The sequence below is a fragment of the Mycobacterium sp. 134 genome (assembly GCF_048282715.1).
In the GTDB taxonomy this organism is placed as follows: domain Bacteria; phylum Actinomycetota; class Actinomycetes; order Mycobacteriales; family Mycobacteriaceae; genus Mycobacterium; species Mycobacterium septicum.
Map to the genome: position 1 here is coordinate 1 of NZ_JBLVUN010000008.1, position 17,987 is coordinate 17,987.

A 17,987-nucleotide genomic window follows, 5' to 3' on the forward strand; every position below is an offset into this window, starting at 1 on the left:
AGACGAGAACCACGCATCTGATCTCGCGTGCTGAATGGCTGGTTGCCTAGGCGGATCAGTGACTCTGGCCCTACTTCACTGGGGTGAGATCAATTGGTTGGCTTTCGCTGGGTTTTTCGCTGTAATTGACGTATTGGGGTACCTTCCGGTGCGATTCCGTTTCCGTCGAAGCCAAACAGGGAAGATTGGCCGAGGTTATTACGTCGCCTACAATGTGATGCACAGCCTTTTAACTGCCGCATTGATCGCCGGCGTATGGTCGATCGTGTTTCAACCCGAGTGGGCGCTGCTTGCACTACCTATCCACCTTTTCGGTGATCGTGCCCTGTTTGGCAATACGACAAAGCCATTCGGTGTGCCGTTCGAGCCCGCCATCCTGCAGGAATTCGTGCAGTTCGAGCGTGAATACAAGGAAATTGAGGTCTAAACAATGCCTTCGGAACCCGATCGCGCGGTGAGATTCCTTGAGCGGGAACGTGCGGACCCGAATCGTCTTGCTACCCGGACTCATTAGGCGCTGACAGCCCAGGGTCTGGGGATCGAGTCGGGCCCGACGCACCTGGGGCCGGGTTGTTCCGAAGCTGCTGGCGGGCCGGGGCTGACCCGATACCAACGGAATACCAGGGCAAGGGCGCTACAGCGCTGGAGAAGGTGCGCGTGCAACGTGCGATCGGCTCACGCTCGCCATCGCTCGCTGTGGCGACCACCATGCATCACTTCTCTGTGGCCAGCCTTGTGGTCCTGGCGGAACTGGGAGGAAATGCATGCCGCCTGGAGGTGACCGCCACTCAGAACATGCTGTTGGCATCTGGTTTCGCCGAGGGCAGGTCTGACGGTCGCATCCTGACGCCCACCATGAAATCGGTATTGGTTCCTGAGGGTGTCGCGTCAGCGGCTCCAAGAAGCCGTGCAGTCTGGCTCGGTCGATGGATCTCCTTACTGCCAGCCTGCTGCTGCCAGCTCCCGACGGCAACGGCGAGCGACTGGCGATCGCGCTGATCGCGCGTCGGATCCGGGCGTCACGGTCACTCCGTTCTGGTCCAGTTTCGCCCTTGCCGGCGCTGAAAGTGACCAGATCGACATCGACGACGTCTTAGTTCCGCAAGAGCTTCTGGTTGTCCTAACCGACATAACCGACACCGGAGCTGCCCGATGATCCAAACGGCGGGCTTCGTGTGGTTCGAGCTCCTGATGATGGCGTCCTACCTCGGTGCCGCCAGCGCGGTCGTCGAAGGGGCGATGACCTGCCCGACTGCATCTGATACAGACCAGCTGGCGTTAACGTCGCGGGTCGAGACCGCGATGGCTGCCATCGAGAACATTGCCCGGCAGGCGCCCAATCCGCACGCACACAGGAACTTCTCGTCGCCACATTGCTAGCGAGGTACGCCGTTCAAGACGTTATCGCGGCGGTGGTGCCCTATGCCACTGAACTGCTGTGGTCTGAAATTCATGGGTTCGACGACATCGGGTACCTCGCAGCAGCGGTCAACGGCCTGGGATTCCATCCGCCGTCACGAGCGCGTATGACCGGTCCGCTAGCCCGGTACTTCGCCGGGGCCCCCCTTCAGATCAGTTAAGGAGTTCACGAATGACTTGGCGGAAAAAGACGATCCTGGTCACCGGCGCCTCCGGCGTGGTGGGAAGAGCTTTGATCGACGAGCTGGCAGGCGATTTCGACATCGTCTGCATGCGCAACCGGACACCGGTCGCCGACGTGCGGGTCAGCGAATTCGTAGGGTCCTTCGAACAGCCCATGCTGGGCATGTCCCTCAAGCGACTATGCATTACTGGCCAGGCGTGCCGACGCCATTGTCCACGTAGCAGCCGCGACCAGTTGGAAGGAAGACCCGGCGCGGATCCGCGAAGTGAACCTCGGCGGGCGCCGCGTGCATTGCTTCAGTTGGCCACGGTAGCCGATGCTCCGCTGTACTTCTTGAGCACCGCGTTCGTGGCCAACCCGCCGGCACCCAATGGACATTCACCGGGCGCGGCGGCCTACGTACGGTCGAAAATCGATGCCGAGCAGCTCGTTCGGCAAGCACCCTGCCCGCACCGCGTGATTGTGCGACCGTCCATCGTATCCGGGACTCGCAGAGCGGCCGAATGGCCGGATTTCAGGGGCTTCATGCTGTGCGGGCGCCATCGTGCGGGGCAGCGTCGACCTGCCCATGCGCCGAAGATGCGCTGATCGACTTCGTGCCAGAAGATCCGGCCGGCCGGAGCCCTGGGCCAGATGCTGCGAGAGGGAACCGATCAAGGCGAATACTGGCTGACTGCCGGCCACCATGCGTTACATGCTCTCGAGATCCGGGAGATGTGCATGGGGATCGCCTCCGACATCAAACTCTCCCTGCCCACACCGCGATTCATCCCGGGGGAAGCCGTGGACAGACTGATTCTACCGCTGCTCGATGCTGCTGCCGCTGTCGCTGCAAAGCAAGTTCCGCGACCTACTCGAATTCGCCTGGCTGTTTCAGACCAGCGAGCCGCTTCCCAACTCGCACGCAGCACTGGGGTTACAGGAGCGCATCACCGGCAGCGCCCTGCGCGCTGTTCGACGAAATCGATGATGTACTGGGCAGCTGCAAAAGGCCTCATCGCTGGTGGTGGCGACCAGCAGGTCGCATGACCGCCACAACCATCGTCACCACCCACACCGAGGATCTGTGCCGCGCGCATCAAGGTTCGGGGGAAGGCCACGTTGGGCACGCCTGCTCGGCGGCATGCAAGAGGTGGCCTCCGAGGGTGCCTGGTTGACGATGTCCAACTGGTGGCCGCTACCTGAACTTCGGCGGCCACGGCGTCTACCTGCTCGGCCACCGACATCCCAAAGTTGTTGCCGCAGTGAAACACCAGCTCGACAATCACCCCATGGCCACCCGTGTGTTCTTCGATCCGGTAGCCATCGGCGCCGCTGCGGCGTTGTCATCGGTCACGCCCCACGGGCTTGACCTCGTGCACTTCGTCAACTCAGGTGCTGAGGCAGCCGAAGCGGCGATCGAGCTGGCGCGCGCACACGGAAAGACCGCATTGGTCACCACCGACCGGGGCTTCCACGGCAAGACGCTGGGTGCGCTGAGCGTCACCGCGAACCCTAAGTACCAGCTACCCTTCGAACCTCTGCTGCCGGCGACGTAGCGTCCCGTTCGGCGACATCGAGAGCCTGGACGCCGCGCTGGCACAAACACGGGGGCGCGGATGCTTCATCGTCGAACCGGTCCAGGGCGAGGGCGGGGTCAACATTCCTCCCCGTGGCTACCTGCAGGCCGCCGCCGAACTCTGTGCACGCCACCAGGCGCTGCTGATCCTCGACGAAATCCAAACAGGCCTCGGGCGTCTGGGTACTTGGTGGGGGGCGGACCCTGAAGCCGTCATCCCCGACATCCTGTTAGTCGGAAAAGTGTTGTCCGGCGGCGTGGTTCCGGTAGCCGCCATGGTCGCCACCGCACGAGTCTATGAACCTTTTGGTGAGGATCCCTACCTGCACTCTTCTACCTTCGCCGCCTCACCGGTGGCATGCGCTGCCGCCGCAGCAACGGTGCAGGTGCTGCGCGAGGACGGTCTCATTGAGCAGGCAGCCACCCTGGGAACCAGACTCATGCACGATCTCGGGGACCTGCTGCGCAACCACGGCCTCGATGGCCGGGTACACCTGCGCGGGCGCGGGCTGCTGATCGGCATGGAGTTCAACGACCCCATGGTCGTCGGTGAGCTCTATCTGGGGCTCGTCGAGCGCGGTGTTTTGGTCAACCACTCGCTCAACTCCTCAACCGTCCTGCGTCTGACACCACCGGCCATCGCCTCCGACACTGACCTCGACCACTTCATGTCCGCGTTCGAACACACGATCACTGACGTTCTGTGAACGACTCTGTGAAGGAGAACAATTCATGCCCACCATCGAACTAGCATTCCACTGCGAGGCGATCACCCCGGCCGCCGCCTTCGACCGGATCCAAGACTTCGAAAGCTATCCCCGATACACCGAAGCGGTCGTATCGGTGGACATCGAAGACAATGACCCGCACGCGGTGATCTCCGTATGGACGGTGCGGTTCCGCAAGGGCCTGCTCCGGTGGACCGAACGCGACGACATCCGCCGCGACGTTGCCACGATCGACTTCTGCCAAGTCAGCGGCGACTTCAAAACTTTTCAGGGCTCGTGGCGGGTCCGCGAAGAAGAACAGGGCGCCACGATCGTGTATTTCACCGCCGAGTTCGACCTCGGAATGCCTTCTCTTGCAGAGCTACTCGATCCCATCGCCGCTGCCGCGCTGGCCGAGAACATCGAGCTGATCCTGGGCGGACTATTCGGCGCGGTCCGTCAAGTCGACCCGACCATCGCAGCATGACTCAGACGACGCACGACGCACTGGCCATCCTGGAAAACCAAGGACAAAGCGCATCGGCGTTCCTGTCGCTCAACGCGGGGAACAAGTACTTCACCGTCGATGAGGCGGCAGGCATGATCACCTACCGTCCAGTCGGGCGGCAGTGCTGGATCCAGTTCACCGGACCTTGTGCAGCGACCGACGCTGACCGCGCCGTTCTGACAGAGGCGTTCGCACAGTCGGCTGCGTCACAACGCAAGCGCATCATCGCCGTGCAACTGTCCCGACACGACGCCGAACGCGCCGCCAACGACGGTTGGGTCGTCAACCAGTTCGGGTGCACCTACAGCATCGACCTATCCCAGTTCAGCCTGCGCGGTCAGAAGTTCGTCAAGACCCGCAACATGGTGGCGCGTTCGCGCCGGGAGGGCGTGCATGTCGTCGAGGCGACCGCGGACATGCAGCAAGACCTGCGATTCGCCGAACAACTCGACCGCATCGACCAGCAATGGCTACGCAATAAAGGCCGCCATGTCAAGGAACTACGTCTGATGGTTGGCGAACGCAACGACGCCGTACAGGATCATCGTCGGCTCTTCGTCGCGATGCTCGGCACCCACGTCGTCGCCTACATCTCGTTCTCGCCCGCCTATGGCCCGCAGCCAGGCTGGCTCTACGACCTCACTCGCCGCTTGCCCGATGCTCCGCCGGGTGTCATCGAGCACATCTTCGTCGAAGCAGCCGACGTGCTTCGTGCTGGCGGGGCCGAATGGATCCATCTCGGCCTCACGCCATTCGTGGGAATCGACCCCGAACACGAACTGCCAGGCGCCTCCAGCCCGATTCTGAGCAAGGCAATCTCGCTGATACGTGAGCGCGGCGCCTTCCTCTACCCAGCACAAAGCCAGCTGGCCTTCAAGCTGAAATGGCGTCCCCACCAGATCGAACCCGAATACATCGCCTTCCCGGGCCGAATACGCCTGCGGGACATGTGGTGGCTGGCACGAGCAACCAATTCACTCTGAGGACAGGACACAATGGTAGACGCGACGAGGTGCCTCGACACCGCACCGATCTGGTTCCAGATATCAGAGTTCGTCACCCCCAAGCCGCAGCTCAACGGCACTGTTGAGACCGACCTGGCCATCATCGGCGCCGGCCTGGCAGGACTGGCGACAGCGTATTACGTGTCCAAATATGCACCAGGACTGTCGATCACAGTCTTGGAAGCTGGGCGGATAGGCGCGGGGGCGACCGGCGGATGCACCGGCATCGTCAGCCCCGGCTTGAAGATGGCGTTGCCCCAGTTACGGCGCAAGTACGGAGACGAAGGGGCGCGCGCGGCATTTGACGCATCCCAGCACGGGGTCGACCTGCTCCGTCAGATCGTCAACGCAGAACACATCGACTGTGACCAACGCGATGAACCGCACACACTCGCCGCGACGACCGTCGGCCAAAAACACCGCATGCAAACACATTTGAAAGCACTGGCTGAGCTGGACCGCGGCGTCGACTGCCTCAGCGACACCGAACTCACTGAACGGGCCGGGCCAGGATTTTTGGCTGGATTGTCCTACGACAACACGATGTTGGTCGATCCCTACCAATTGCTAGTGGGCTTGACCGACACCGTCATCACTCTTGGCGTCACCGTGTTCGAACAAAGCCGCGCCTTAACGATGGAGCCACTGGCCACCGGACGCGGTACGCGCGTCAGCACGGCGACAGGCTCGGTCGTCGCGGACAAGGTGCTGCTCGCCATGGACGGCTATGCCCACGATCTCAACCCGTTCCCACACAGCGTGGTGCCCATCCGCGCGCACGTTCTTGCCACCGAGCCTTTGACCGCCGATCAGCAAGAACAACTGCAATGGAACGGCCGGGGCGGAGTGATCGACCAGCGCAACTTCTTCAATTACTACCGGATGTCGGCTGACGGCCGCCTGGTATTCGGCGGTGGTCCGGTGATCGTGCCCACCGGGGATCCAGTACCGGATTCACGAAGTGCCGACGCGGTCCAGCAACGGCTTTATCGCGAGCTGACAGAGCGATTCCCAGCCCTCGCGGGTGTCAGGGTCAGTGCCCGATGGTCGGCATTGGGCGCCAGCACCCAAGACCGCTTACCGATGGTTAGTACCGTTCCCGGATACACCGGCGTCTACCACGCGGGTGCGTGGTGCGGACATGGGCTTGCCCTCGCTGTCGACGCGGCGTGGAGGTTCGCCCGACAGCTCGGCGGGCACCCTGCTGAGACGCTGCCATGGTCGCGGCGGCGCGCGCTGTCGATGCCGCGTCCAGCATTGTATTTCGGAACCAAGGCGTATCTGAAGCTGCTCGATTTCGCCGATCGACGTGAGGGCCGAGACATCGCCGTCGCCGTACCGCAACCATCGCCGAACAAACCCGCCGCGACGAGAAAGGTCGCCCTGTCATGACCGAACAAGCGATCAGCCGCGAACCCGACGTCGACGCGAGCAAGGACCGCGCGGAATCGCCACCCAAAAAGACACCGGCGCCTGTGACATCGAGCAGCGCCACGGCTGCTGTCACACACGAGCGCGCAGACATCATCATCGTCGGAGCCCGCATCGCTGGCTGCGCACTGGCCATCCGCATGGCTGACGCCGGTAAATCGGTGATTCTCTTAGACCGCGGCGAACGCGAAACCGATGTGCTGTCAACCCATTACCTGCAAGATCTACGGCTGTGGGACGAGCTCGACATCCTTAACGAGCTTCACGCTCTCGGAGCGCCGCCGCTGCACGCCACCCGAACCGTCATGGACGGCGTGGACATGTCCGTCCGCCATCCGCAGTGGCCTCGCATGTGCGTCCGACGGATTCTGCTCGATGAGATGCTGCGCAAGCGCGTGGAACGCGCGCAGGTCAACGTGCGCACAGGCATGTCGGTCACCCGGCTGCTCACCGAGAACAACGGCAGAGTGCGCGGCGTGGTCGCCGTGGATCCTGACGGCAACCAGCATCACATAAGTGCGCCCCTGGTGGTCGGCGCCGACGGTCGAAACTCCACAATTGCCCGGCTGGTCGGTGCCGCCAAGTACGCAGTGACGACCAACGACCGTGATGCGATCTGGCGGTACTACGCCAACTTGCCTGTCCCGCATGAGTTTCAGCTCGTCCGTGACGGCCGCCAGATCTACTTCATGGTGCCCTGCGATAGCGGCATGACCCTCGTCGTGGCGCAACCTCCCCGTGATGATCCGCGCGACTACCGGGACAAAAAGGTGTTCGAAGAGAACGCCCAGCGCATCATCCCAACGCTGCAAGGGCTGTTTGACCGCGCGCAACAGGTGGGCGAAGTCTGCGCGGTGCGCAGGATGGACGGCTTCTTCCGCGAGGCCGCCGGCGAGGGCTGGGTACTCGTCGGCGACTCCGGGCACTTCAAGGACGTCATCACCGGACAGGGGATCTCCGACGCGTTACGTCAGGTGCGGTCGCTGTCGGCGCATCTGACACCGGCTTACGGAAGCCCACGCACTATCGATGCGGCTACCGCCCGGTGGTGGGGACACCGCGACGCGGACGCACGACCGATGTACTTCTTCTCCCGTTCCATCGGTTTGGGGCTGCCGACAAATTCGATCGACGTCGAACTCTTCCGCTATATCAGCCGGTCTGAACGGCGCCGCCGGAATCTCACCTTGATGCTTCGGCACGAGTACAACCCACGGCGCCTGATGGGGCTTCCGGCAGCTGTCTCCTTTGCCCGCGCAGTCTGTCGCCCAGGCAACTCCTTCTCAACGGTCTTGGCAGACGCGCAAGCTTCGATGTACCGCCAGTTCGGCCGAAAGCAGGCGAGGTGACCACGATGACACCCAAAGGATGGCAACGCACCTGGTGGCGCGACAGTGCTCTAGGCGCCGAAGGATCGAGGCGACTTGCGAAGGGGGCGGTCCGTTTCTTCGAATCCGGGCAGGGCGAACCCGTGGTGTTCGTACACGGTGCGCTGGTCAATGCGAACCTCTGGCGAAAAGTCGTGCCCCTCCTCGCCAAGAAATACCGGTGCATCACCTTCGACTTACCGTTCGGCTCTCATGACCACGGCCTGCCCGCAGCCGATGTGTCGCTGCCCGGGCTGGCGAGCCTCGTCGCTGATGCCATTGATGAGCTTGGGTTGATCGGCACGACGATCGTCGCCAACGATACCGGGGGCGCAGTGGCGCAATTGGTTGTGGCCCAACGTCCTGAGCTCATAGGCCGCCTGGTGTTGACATCGAGTGATGCCTACACCGATTGCCCGCCACGCGAATACATTCCCATGAAGTGGATCGCCCGCGTCCCAGGCGGACTCCTGGCCTTGCTGACACCGCTGCGCCTCCGTGCTCTTCGGCGGCTGCCCGTGGCGCATGGCTTGCTAACCCGCCGGCCTATCGACCATCGTGCGGCCGACACCTACGTATTGCCGGCTGTGCTGGATAAGGCTGTCCGCAACGACCTACGCCGGGTCTTGGACGGGTTGCAGTCGCGCTACACCGAGGCCGCTGCCCGTCATTTCGGACGGTTCACCCGCCCGGTTCTGATCGCGTGGTCGAGCGAGGACCGATTCTGTCCGATAGCCAACGCCCACAGGCTGAAGAGGGACTTCCCCAACGCGAACCTCGAGTGGATCTCGGATGCCTACACGTTCGCTCCAGAAGACCAGCCAGCCAAAATCGCCGAACTCGTCACACATTTCATTGAATCGAACGCCCTGGAGGTCACCTCGTGATTGATGAAGATGCCCGCCCGTGGTGGCGCCACCGCAGCCTCGGAGAACGACACCGCCTGACGTTGTCCTCTGGTGAGATCGCCTACTTCGACGTAGGAGCTGGTGAGCCGCTGATTTTCCTGCACGGCCCGCTGATGAACAGCAACGTCTGGCGCAAGGTCGTCGCCACGCTAGCCGGGCGGTATCGCTGCATCTGCATCGACCTACCGTATGGGGCTCATCAGACGCCCATGCCGGAGGCGGATCTGTCCTTCCCTGGGCTGGCCGGCCTGGTGGCGGAGACGTTGGAAGCTCTGGGGATAAGTGCCGCCACCGTCATCGGAAACGACGGGGGCACGCCGGTAGCTCAGCTTCTGGCCGTCACCCGCCCCGACTTGGTGGCACGACTGGTGCTGGCGTCCGGCGGGGCTTACGACAACGCCCCACCTAAGCGCTACCGCCCCGTACTGAAGGTCATCGCGCATTCTCCCGGCGCGCAACTGTTGATGTTGGGGCCGTTGCGCATCCGGGCGTTGCGCGCGCTGCCGTTCTCCTATGGATGGCTGACCCGGCGCCCGATTGAACCGGCGACCTCGGACTCATGGGCCTTACCCGCCATCGTCGACGGTGAGATCTTTACCGACCTTCAACGTATGCTGCGAAGCCTCGACAGTCAGGACGTTCTTTCCGCAGCAACGCGTTTCAAGGAATTTCACGGACAGGTTCTGGTGGTCTGGTCACCTCAGGACCGGACGTTTCCCGCAGCCCATGCCGAGCGGCTGGCGGCAGACTTTCCGAACTCTCAACTTCGCTGGATACCGAACTCGTGCTCACTGCTGCCTGAGGACAAGCCGTTCGAGCTCGCCGAGCTCATCACACAATTTTTGAAAGAAGAGGTGAACACCCATGCTTAAGGCATCGAGGCTCGACGTAGAGGGCAGCCGGGAGTTCGACGTCGTCATCGTCGGCGGTGGCATCGGGGGCAGCACTTTGGCGACCATTCTGGCTCGCCACGGTGTGCGGGTGGCCATCATCGAGGCCGGGGGGCATCCGCGATTTGCGATCGGGGAATCGACGGTACCCGAGACGATCGTGGGGCTGCGCGTCCTAGCTCGCCGATACGACGTGCCGGAGCTCGGATTTCTCGCCGGTCATCACACCCTGCGACGCAAGGTGAGTGCTAGTTCAGGTGTCAAACGCAACTTCGGATTTGCTTACCATCGTGAAGGGGAGCCGTTCCGGCCCGAGGAATGCAATCAGCACCCCACCTGGGCTCCGCCGATCGGGCCCGACTCACATTTCTTCCGCCAGGACGTTGATGCGTACCTCTATCAAGTCGCATTGTCCTACGGCGCCACCGGATTGACCCACACCCCAGTGGTCGCCGTCGACTTCGACGATGACGGCGCCACCATTCGTACAGCCACCGCAGGGGAATACCGCGCACTCTATGTCGTCGATGCTGGCGGCATGCGCAGCCTGCTCGGTGAGCAACTCGGTCTTCGGATCGACCCGGCGCCCTACCAAACCCGCTCTCGCACCATTTTCAACCATTTCGTCGGGGTCGAACCTTTCGACCGGGTGATCGCCCCGCGGCGCGAGCATCGCATGCCCAGCCCCTTCTCCCAGGGAACACTGCACCATCTGTTCGAGGGCGGCTGGGCCTGGGTGATTCCTTTCGACAACCATGTCGGAACCACCAGCCAACTGTGCAGCGTCGGTATCAACCTCGATATCGACATGTACCCGCAACGTGACGGTGAGTCGGCCGAACAGGAATTCTGGGCTCACATCAACAGATTTCCCACGTTCCAGAAGCAGATGCGCAAAGCCTCAGCGGTGCGGGCCTACATGTCGTCCAACCGCAGCCAATTCGCCTCAAAGCAGATCATCGGTGACCGATGGTGCTTGCTGCCCCACGCCTCCGACTTCATCGACCCGCTGTTCTCCAGCGGGCTCGCGGTGACCGTCATGATCCTCAATGCGCTCGGGCACCGCTTGATTGATGCTGTCCGCGAAGATGACTTCTCCACCGATCGATTCGAGTATCTGCAGACCTGGACCAAGAAGTCGTTCGACTACTACGACAGCCTGGTGGCCAATTCCTACACCGCATTCCAGGACTTCGACCTGTGGAACGCATGGTTTCGGGTGTGGTGCCTGGGCACCATGTACGGCGCCAATGCGCAACTGCAGAGAATCATCGAATTCGAGAAGTCCAAGGACACGCAGGTCTTCAACAGACTCGAACAGGCGCCTTACCGTGGCCTGCAGGCGATCGACAACCCGCGTTTCGAGGCGCTGTTCACCCGAGCGTGCGCCGCAGTTCAGGCCGTCAAAGACAAGGAGATCGACTCCCCGGAAGCTGTCCACCGCATCCACGCAGCATTGCGGGAAAGCGGGCTGGTGCCCTCGTCGACCTGGACAGGGTGGCGCGCTCTGGACCCCGATAGTCGGCTTCCCACAGGCACGTTCACCCTGCTGAGCATGACACGCGTTCTGCTTTGGGGGCGCTATGGAAGCCCCAGCCATGTTCGGGGTACCTACTTCACCGGCGGATTCGCCGATGTCAGTAAGGAGGCCGCACGGTTGACCCTGGCCGAAGTGCAGGCAGGCGCGTCTGTGGCCGCCCAACCTGTTCGCGATATGCTGACCTACCGCAATAAGGACTGGCGACACGTCGGCGGAATCCTGTAGGCGCGCAGATGACTTCCTCGGTGAACCTCATCGCCCCCCTGACCGCGCACGCGTTGCTTGTCTTCCTCATCCAGCTTGCGGTGGTTCTCACGGCTGCGCGATTGTTGGGTGGATTAGCGCTGCGATGGGGATTTCCCGCGTTGACCGGCGAGCTTCTGGCCGGCATAGTCGTTGGCCCGACAGTTCTGGCCCACGCCCTCCCGGGGCTGTGGAACTGGCTGTTTCGGGCCGACGGCATACAAACGCACCTGCTTGACGCCGTTGGGCAACTCGGCGTCCTGTTGCTGGTCGGCCTCGCCGGCATCCAGCTCGAGACCCGCGGCTTTGGTCGCAAGGCGCGCAGCGCAGGCATGGTCAGTTTCTTCGGGGTAGTCATCCCGTTTGCAGCAGGATTGGCGATCGGGTTCGCGCTGCCGGAACCCATTCGTCCCGAGCACATCAGCCCTAGCGTGTTTGCCCTGTTTCTGGGGGTCGCGGTCTGCGTGACCGCGATCCCCGTAATCGCCAAGACGCTCATGGAACTGAAGATGACTCACCGCAACGTCGGGCAGCTCATCATGACCGCAGCGATGATCGACGACCTCTTGGCGTGGTTCCTGCTTGCACTGGTGTCCGCCGTGGCCACCGCTGGAGTCCTTCACGCCACAGCGATCCTGCTACCTCTGGCCGCGCTGGCCGCGGTCGTCCTGTTCGCGATGACGATCGGGCGATTCCTTGCGCAGCGCATCGTGGACTGGGTAAGTCGCTCCGGAGATTCCGGGACGATCGGAGCCACTGTCGTCGTCCTGATCATCGCGAGCTCGGCGGTGACCCAGGCGATGAAGCTGGAAGCTCTGCTCGGCGCTTTTGTGATCGGCATCGTCCTGGGACGTACTCGGCTCGAACCCAAGGCGATCGCTCCGCTGAACACGGTCGTCCTATCCGTCCTCGCACCAGTGTTCTTCGCCACTGCCGGCCTGCGAATGGACCTATCGGCACTGGTCAAATGGCCTGTGCTGCTCGCCGCGATCGGTGTTATCGGTACAGCGATCATCGGCAAGTTCCTCGGCGCGTTCCTCGGAGGCAAACTCAGTGGACTGAGCCGCCACGATTCCTTTGCGTTGGGCGCGGGCATGAACGCGCGCGGCGTCGTCGAAGTGATCGTCGCAACAGTAGGGTTGCAGCTCGGTGTACTCGGGCCGGAGGCGTACACAATCCTGGTGCTGATGGCAGTGGTGACTTCCATCATGGCGCCACCCATTCTTCGCCGCGCAATGCGCAAGTCGCAGGAGTCCGAGGAAGAAACGCTGCGGGCCAACCGCATCTACGAAGCCGCCGGCCTGGGCTGCACTATCGAGCGAGGCCGCCGATGACCGTCACCGACCTCTCCGCAAGCCGGGGGCAAGAGTTAAGGCTGCCGCCGGGCCCACGTCTGCCAGCCTGGTTGCAGACGCTGCTGTTCACGCTGGCGCGGCATCGACTCTACCCTGCGATGAGGCGCAAGTACGGCGATACGTTCCTGCTGAAACCGACTGCGCCGTACCGCCACATGGTGGTGTTGGGAAGACCGGAGGACATCAAGACGGTCTTCGCGGGGGCTCCCGATGTTTATCATGCGGGTGAGGGAAACTCGATCATGAGGCCCGCGATGGGCGATCACTCGGTACTGCTCACCGACGAAGACGAGCACAAACGCACCCGCCGTCTACTCGCCCCGGCCTTCACTGGTCGCGCATTGGACGGATATCGCGAGATGGTCACCGAGCGGACCCGCCATGCGGTTTCTAGATGGCCTGTCGGACAGCCACTTAGCGCCCTCGACCGCATGCAAGAGTTGATGCTCGAAGTCATCGTGTCCGTCGTGCTGGGTGTGACGTCCAGGGAGCGGCTTACGCAGCTGAGGCCAGCAATTCACCACATCACCGGCATCGACCCTGTCACGCTGATGGGACTGCATTACCCGCGCCTCCACCGGCTACCGCCCTGGCGTACACACTTGCGGCATCAGCGAAAGTTCGACGAGATCACCTACGCCGAGATCGCGGAGCGCCGCGCCAGCGGCAGCTACCGCACTCGCCACGACGTGCTGTCCCGGCTGATGCAGGTCTCCGATGGCGACAGTGGCCGCGGCCTCGATGATGTCGAATTGCGGGACAACATCATCTCGGTGTTGCTCGCCGGACATGACACCACCGCAGCCGGACTGGCCTGGGCTCTACACGAACTGGTTCGTAACCCAGAGCAACTCGCCGCCGCCCAGCAGGCCGCACTCGATAATGACGACGACTACCTGGCTGCGGTTGCCAAAGAGACCTTGAGGATCAAGCCAGTAATCAACGATGTGGCAAGGCAATTGACGGAACCGGTCCGTATCGGCGAGTACCACTTGCCCGCAGGGATCACTGTCTTGCCAGCCATTGCTCTGGTGCATGCCGATCCGGCACGACACACCGCACCCACCGAGTTTGAGCCGTCCAGATTCCTGGGCCAACAACCCGAAGCCAACACCTGGATACCGTTTGGCGGCGGAGCTCGCCGTTGTATCGGGGCACTCTTTGCCGTGATGGAGATGACGATCGTCTTGAAGACGGTCCTGCAGACCTACGATCTCAGGCCCCATCGCCGTGCACCGGAAACGAGAAAAGCCAAGAACATCATCACCGTGCCAGCACGCGGAGGCCGAATCATCGCAACGCGCCGCTCCGACAGCAAGAAGGACCACACATGACAACATCGACATTCGACGGCAAGGTCTGCGTCGTCACGGGTGCAGGCTCGGGCCTGGGCCGTGCTCTAGCAGAAGGGCTCGCGCGACAAGGAGCTTCACTCGCGCTATCTGACATCGACACAGCGGGCCTTGCTGAGACGACGAGTACATGCCTGGCGTACGGCGTCGGCGTGCGCGAAGACAAAGTCGACGTCACCGACTATGCGGCTATGTTGGCACACGCGGAAGAGGTGGCCGAAGAATTCGGCGGCGTGAACCAGATCTACAACAATGCAGGCGTAGCCTACTTCGGCACCGTGCTTCAAAGCGAGATCGCCGACGTCGCACGCGTCATGGACGTCAATTACTGGGGCGTGGTACATGGTACGAAAGCATTCTTACCGCACCTGATCACCTCTGGCGACGGACACGTCATCAACATCTCCAGCCTCTTCGGGCTCCTGTCTGTAAGCGGCCAAAGTGCCTACAACGCCGCTAAATTCGCAGTGCGAGGCTTCACCGAAGCCCTAGCTCAGGAAATGTACGCTGCGCGAATACCGGTGCGCGTCACTTGCGTTCATCCAGGTGGGATCAAGACCGCAGTCGCGCGCAACGCCGTTACCGCCCGCGACGTCGACTCTGCAGCCATTGCACAAATATTCGATACCAAACTGGCTCGACACACCGCAGACAATGCAGCCGAAACAATCCTCAACGGAGTGTCCAAGCGCCGTACCCGAGTCCTCGTCGGCTCGGAGGCACACGCGTTGGATGCACTCGTTCGGTTGATGGGGCCGAGCTATCAGCGGCTGCTGGTACGTGCTAATCCATTTGGCGCATAACGACCCATCTACAGCCAACGACATCCAGGAAGAGGGAGATATGAAGACCAAAGGCGCTCTGATCTGGGAGTTCAATCAACCGTGGTCGATCGAGGAGATCGAGATCGGTGACCCCGTCAAGGATGAGGTCAAGATTCAGATGGAAGCCTCGGGCATGTGCCATTCCGATCACCACCTGGTGACCGGCGACATCCCAGCGGCGGGCTTCCCGGTCCTCGGTGGCCACGAAGGCGCCGGCGTCGTGACCGAGGTCGGCCCCGGTGTCGAGCACCTCGCCCCCGGCGATCACGTAGTGCTGTCGTTCATCCCGTCGTGTGGTGAGTGTCCGGCTTGCCAGGAAGGTCTGCGCAACCTGTGCGACCTCGGCGCCCTATTACTATCCGGAACGTCGGTGTCTGACGGCACCCATCGCATCCATGCGGTCAAGAACGGTCAGCCCGTCATCCCGATGACCCTGCTGGGCACGTTCAGCCCGTACATGGTGGTGCACAAGAGCTCGGTCGTGAAGATCGATCCGTCCATCCCGTTCGAGGTGGCCTGCCTCGTTGGCTGCGGCGTCACAAGCGGTTATGGTTCGGCGGTGCGTAGCGCCGATGTGCGCCCCGGTGAGGATGTCGTCATCGTCGGTGTCGGCGGCTTGGGCACCGGTGCGCTGCAGGGCGCGCTGGCCGCAGGCGCACGCAACGTATTCGCGGTGGATCCGGTCGAGTTCAAGCGCGACAACGCGCTGAAATTCGGTGCCACGCACGCCTACCCGGACATCTTCTCCGCGATGGCCGGCGTCGTCGAGGTCACCCAGGGTCGGATGGCGCACAAGACGATCGTCACCGTCGGCGAGCTCAAGGGCGAGGACATCGACCACTACATGAACATCACCGCCAAGGGCGGCACCGTGGTGGCCACCGCCGTCGCCAACATGGCCAGCAACGACGTCAAGCTCAACCTGTCGATGCTGACGCTGCTGCAGAAGCGCCTGCAGGGCACCATCTTCGGCGGCGGCAACCCGCACCACGACATCCCGCAGCTGCTGAGCATGTACAAAGTCGGCCGGTTGAACCTCGATGACATGGTCACCCGGCAGTACAAGCTCGAGCAGATCAACGACGGTTACGCCGACATGCTCGAGGGCCGCAACATCCGCGGCGTCATCCGCTACACCGACGCCGACCGCTAATTTTCCGCGTTGACTTAAGCCCTGGGCGTAAGGCCACCCAGCCGCTTCGACGCGGGTGAGATTCGGCTCTGCTATGCGACCTGTGCGTCCAGCTCGAACGCGTCAGCAAGTGCCGTGATCACCTCCGCGTCGCCGTCGACGACCAGCGTCTGGGCGCTGATCGCCTCAGCCAGTGTTAACGAGCCATTGTTGATGGCGATCAGCGTGGCCATGTCGGTGGTGATGGTCGCCTGGGCGCGCTCCGCAGGTCCTGGATGAATCTGGATGGCGCCGTTCTCGATGATGATCTGGAACATCGAACCCTCGACATGCAATTCGTGCTCGCCGTCGGCGGCTGGTGAGCTGGCAGGGTTGAAGCGAGCCGCCATCGCGAAAGCGAGCAGGTTAGCGTTGGGCGTTTGGCTTTCGGTCGGCGTTCCCAGCCGCCGCAATCCCCATCGGGTCAGTCCGAGAAGAGTTGGTCGCAGCATCTCGCCATCGGCGGTGAGTTGATAGACCGCCGAGGCGGCCGGCGGCGGGAGGACGGCTTTCTCGATGACATGTGCTTCTTCGAGCTGCCGCAGTCGCTGAGTAAGCAAACCGGTGCCGATGCCGGACAGTCCGCCCAGCAGGTCGGTGAAGCGTTTCGGGCCCATCAGCAGCTCGCGGATGACCAGCATCGTCCAGCGCTCGCCCAGCAGGTCGAGCGCAACCGCGAGTCCGCAGTACTCGTCGTACGACCTCTTCGCCATGGTGATCTGAATATAACATCTGAATCATCGACTTCAAAAAGAGTATGGACTTCAAAAATAAGAAGTAGTAGCGTCCGATTTATGAACGCACGGATTGCCTCCGCTACCGTGGCCTCCGCCGAGCGTGACACGGTGACTGCGCCGGCGCGTGAGACTGCCCCCACGGTCAACACCCCGACCGCGAAAATTACTGGGCCGGTGGAACATCGACTCGAAGCGCTGCCGCCACATGCGCCATCGTCCCGCAGTCAGGCGGCCCTCGGTCCAGACGCCACCCACCTGAACGCCCCGGAGTGCACGCAACGCACCTCCATATGGGCACGAATCGCCGACATGTTCCACCGAACAGATCACCGCACGATCGAACACGCACCCAAACGTGACAATCGCAAGCAACCGGAACAGCCGGGATGTCCGCAGCGTCCTGATTTCATCGCCGATGCTGCGATGGCTCGCGAAATGTTTCGACTCTGACAAGGTGTTCCGGAGCGTGTGCGCCAAGCGCCAGTGCGCAATTCGTCGTCACCGCGTGGCAAGAGGCAGAAATAGGTCCGCCGCCACCGCATACCGCGCCGCAGTCGAAAACCTCACCACGGCGCCATAATCACGAAACGAAACACCAACCTCCACAAGACCATTCGACTAAACCTGACCCACGCACCACAAAACTTGACTCAATAATCCGGCTTCGCCGGATCTAGCAAGCTAGATAAGTCTGCCGTGCCACTTAACCTCGTTACAGGTACGCGCCCAGTGCTGATCGAGCACGTCGGTGCTGATGTGGCCGAGAAGCCGGTCCCCGTCGTAGTGCCT

Annotated in this window: 19 protein-coding genes; 18 read left to right on the forward strand and 1 reads right to left on the reverse strand. The window is 62.3% G+C overall.

The genetic code is table 11. The annotated features are described in order from the left end of the window. Nucleotides 1–58: 58 nt before the first annotated feature. The 17 genes from ACNQVK_RS04825 (at nt 59) to ACNQVK_RS04905 (ending at nt 16,443) form a co-directional block, all read left to right on the forward strand. Nucleotides 59–427, forward strand: coding sequence for a hypothetical protein (locus tag ACNQVK_RS04825; protein ID WP_418028619.1), 369 nt, complete (start codon nt 59–61; stop codon nt 425–427). A 725-nt stretch (nt 428–1,152) separates the two neighbouring features. Continuing rightward, entirely contained in the window at nt 1,153–1,380 is a 228-nt protein-coding gene (locus ACNQVK_RS04830; protein ID WP_418028620.1) for a hypothetical protein, read from the forward strand. A 211-nt stretch (nt 1,381–1,591) separates the two neighbouring features. Beyond that, the gene (locus ACNQVK_RS04835) at nt 1,592–2,191 is read left to right on the forward strand and encodes an SDR family oxidoreductase (protein ID WP_418028621.1); all 600 of its coding nucleotides are present in this window, start codon (nt 1,592–1,594) and stop codon (nt 2,189–2,191) included. 223 nt (nt 2,192–2,414) lie between these two features. After that, the gene (locus tag ACNQVK_RS04840; RefSeq protein WP_418028622.1) at nt 2,415–2,573 is read left to right on the forward strand and encodes a hypothetical protein; all 159 of its coding nucleotides are present in this window, start codon (nt 2,415–2,417) and stop codon (nt 2,571–2,573) included. A gap of 238 nt (nt 2,574–2,811) precedes the next feature. Further along, nucleotides 2,812–3,141, forward strand: coding sequence for an aminotransferase class III-fold pyridoxal phosphate-dependent enzyme (locus ACNQVK_RS04845; RefSeq protein WP_418033960.1), 330 nt, complete (start codon nt 2,812–2,814; stop codon nt 3,139–3,141). Between the two features lie 121 nt (nt 3,142–3,262). Beyond that, nucleotides 3,263–3,868 carry an aminotransferase class III-fold pyridoxal phosphate-dependent enzyme gene (locus tag ACNQVK_RS04850; protein WP_418033962.1) on the forward strand — a complete coding sequence of 202 codons (606 nt, stop codon included), beginning with the start codon at nt 3,263–3,265 and terminating at the stop codon, nt 3,866–3,868. A 25-nt stretch (nt 3,869–3,893) separates the two neighbouring features. Further along, the gene (locus tag ACNQVK_RS04855) at nt 3,894–4,355 is read left to right on the forward strand and encodes a type II toxin-antitoxin system RatA family toxin (protein ID WP_067771802.1); all 462 of its coding nucleotides are present in this window, start codon (nt 3,894–3,896) and stop codon (nt 4,353–4,355) included. Then, entirely contained in the window at nt 4,352–5,359 is a 1,008-nt protein-coding gene (locus ACNQVK_RS04860; RefSeq protein WP_067771805.1) for a DUF2156 domain-containing protein, read from the forward strand. The genes ACNQVK_RS04855 and ACNQVK_RS04860 overlap by 4 nt, the downstream gene beginning before the upstream one ends. A gap of 12 nt (nt 5,360–5,371) precedes the next feature. Further along, on the forward strand, nt 5,372–6,772 hold the full coding sequence (locus ACNQVK_RS04865; protein WP_082957773.1) for an NAD(P)/FAD-dependent oxidoreductase: 1,401 nt from the start codon (nt 5,372–5,374) through the stop codon (nt 6,770–6,772). Continuing rightward, the gene (locus tag ACNQVK_RS04870) at nt 6,769–8,160 is read left to right on the forward strand and encodes an NAD(P)/FAD-dependent oxidoreductase (RefSeq protein WP_082957774.1); all 1,392 of its coding nucleotides are present in this window, start codon (nt 6,769–6,771) and stop codon (nt 8,158–8,160) included. Before ACNQVK_RS04865 ends, ACNQVK_RS04870 begins: the two co-directional genes overlap by 4 nt. 5 nt (nt 8,161–8,165) lie before the next feature. Then, nucleotides 8,166–9,065: an alpha/beta fold hydrolase gene (locus tag ACNQVK_RS04875; protein ID WP_067771974.1), complete on the forward strand. Its 900-nt coding sequence runs from the start codon at nt 8,166–8,168 to the stop codon at nt 9,063–9,065. After that, nucleotides 9,062–9,958, forward strand: a complete 897-nt coding sequence (locus tag ACNQVK_RS04880; RefSeq protein WP_231965756.1) for an alpha/beta fold hydrolase — start codon at nt 9,062–9,064, stop codon at nt 9,956–9,958. The genes ACNQVK_RS04875 and ACNQVK_RS04880 overlap by 4 nt, the downstream gene beginning before the upstream one ends. After that, entirely contained in the window at nt 9,951–11,741 is a 1,791-nt protein-coding gene (locus tag ACNQVK_RS04885) for an NAD(P)/FAD-dependent oxidoreductase (RefSeq protein WP_418028468.1), read from the forward strand. The genes ACNQVK_RS04880 and ACNQVK_RS04885 overlap by 8 nt, the downstream gene beginning before the upstream one ends. Nucleotides 11,742–11,749: 8 nt before the next feature. Continuing rightward, nucleotides 11,750–13,093: a cation:proton antiporter gene (locus ACNQVK_RS04890; RefSeq protein WP_067771810.1), complete on the forward strand. Its 1,344-nt coding sequence runs from the start codon at nt 11,750–11,752 to the stop codon at nt 13,091–13,093. Further along, entirely contained in the window at nt 13,090–14,448 is a 1,359-nt protein-coding gene (locus tag ACNQVK_RS04895; protein ID WP_067771814.1) for a cytochrome P450, read from the forward strand. The genes ACNQVK_RS04890 and ACNQVK_RS04895 overlap by 4 nt, the downstream gene beginning before the upstream one ends. Next, entirely contained in the window at nt 14,445–15,269 is an 825-nt protein-coding gene (locus ACNQVK_RS04900; RefSeq protein ID WP_067771817.1) for an SDR family NAD(P)-dependent oxidoreductase, read from the forward strand. Before ACNQVK_RS04895 ends, ACNQVK_RS04900 begins: the two co-directional genes overlap by 4 nt. Before the next feature lie 40 nt (nt 15,270–15,309). Next, nucleotides 15,310–16,443 (forward strand): NDMA-dependent alcohol dehydrogenase, encoded by a 1,134-nt coding sequence (locus tag ACNQVK_RS04905; RefSeq protein WP_067771820.1) that lies wholly within the window; start codon nt 15,310–15,312, stop codon nt 16,441–16,443. Between the two features lie 71 nt (nt 16,444–16,514). Here the strand turns inward: ACNQVK_RS04905 and ACNQVK_RS04910 are convergent, their stop codons facing one another. Beyond that, nucleotides 16,515–17,174: a winged helix-turn-helix transcriptional regulator gene (locus ACNQVK_RS04910; RefSeq protein WP_067771823.1), complete on the reverse strand. Its 660-nt coding sequence runs from the start codon at nt 17,172–17,174 to the stop codon at nt 16,515–16,517. An 81-nt stretch (nt 17,175–17,255) separates the two neighbouring features. Here ACNQVK_RS04910 and ACNQVK_RS04915 point away from each other — a divergent pair, with 81 nt between their 5' ends. After that, nucleotides 17,256–17,648 (forward strand): hypothetical protein, encoded by a 393-nt coding sequence (locus ACNQVK_RS04915; protein WP_067771825.1) that lies wholly within the window; start codon nt 17,256–17,258, stop codon nt 17,646–17,648. The last annotated feature ends 339 nt before the right edge of the window (nt 17,649–17,987 follow it).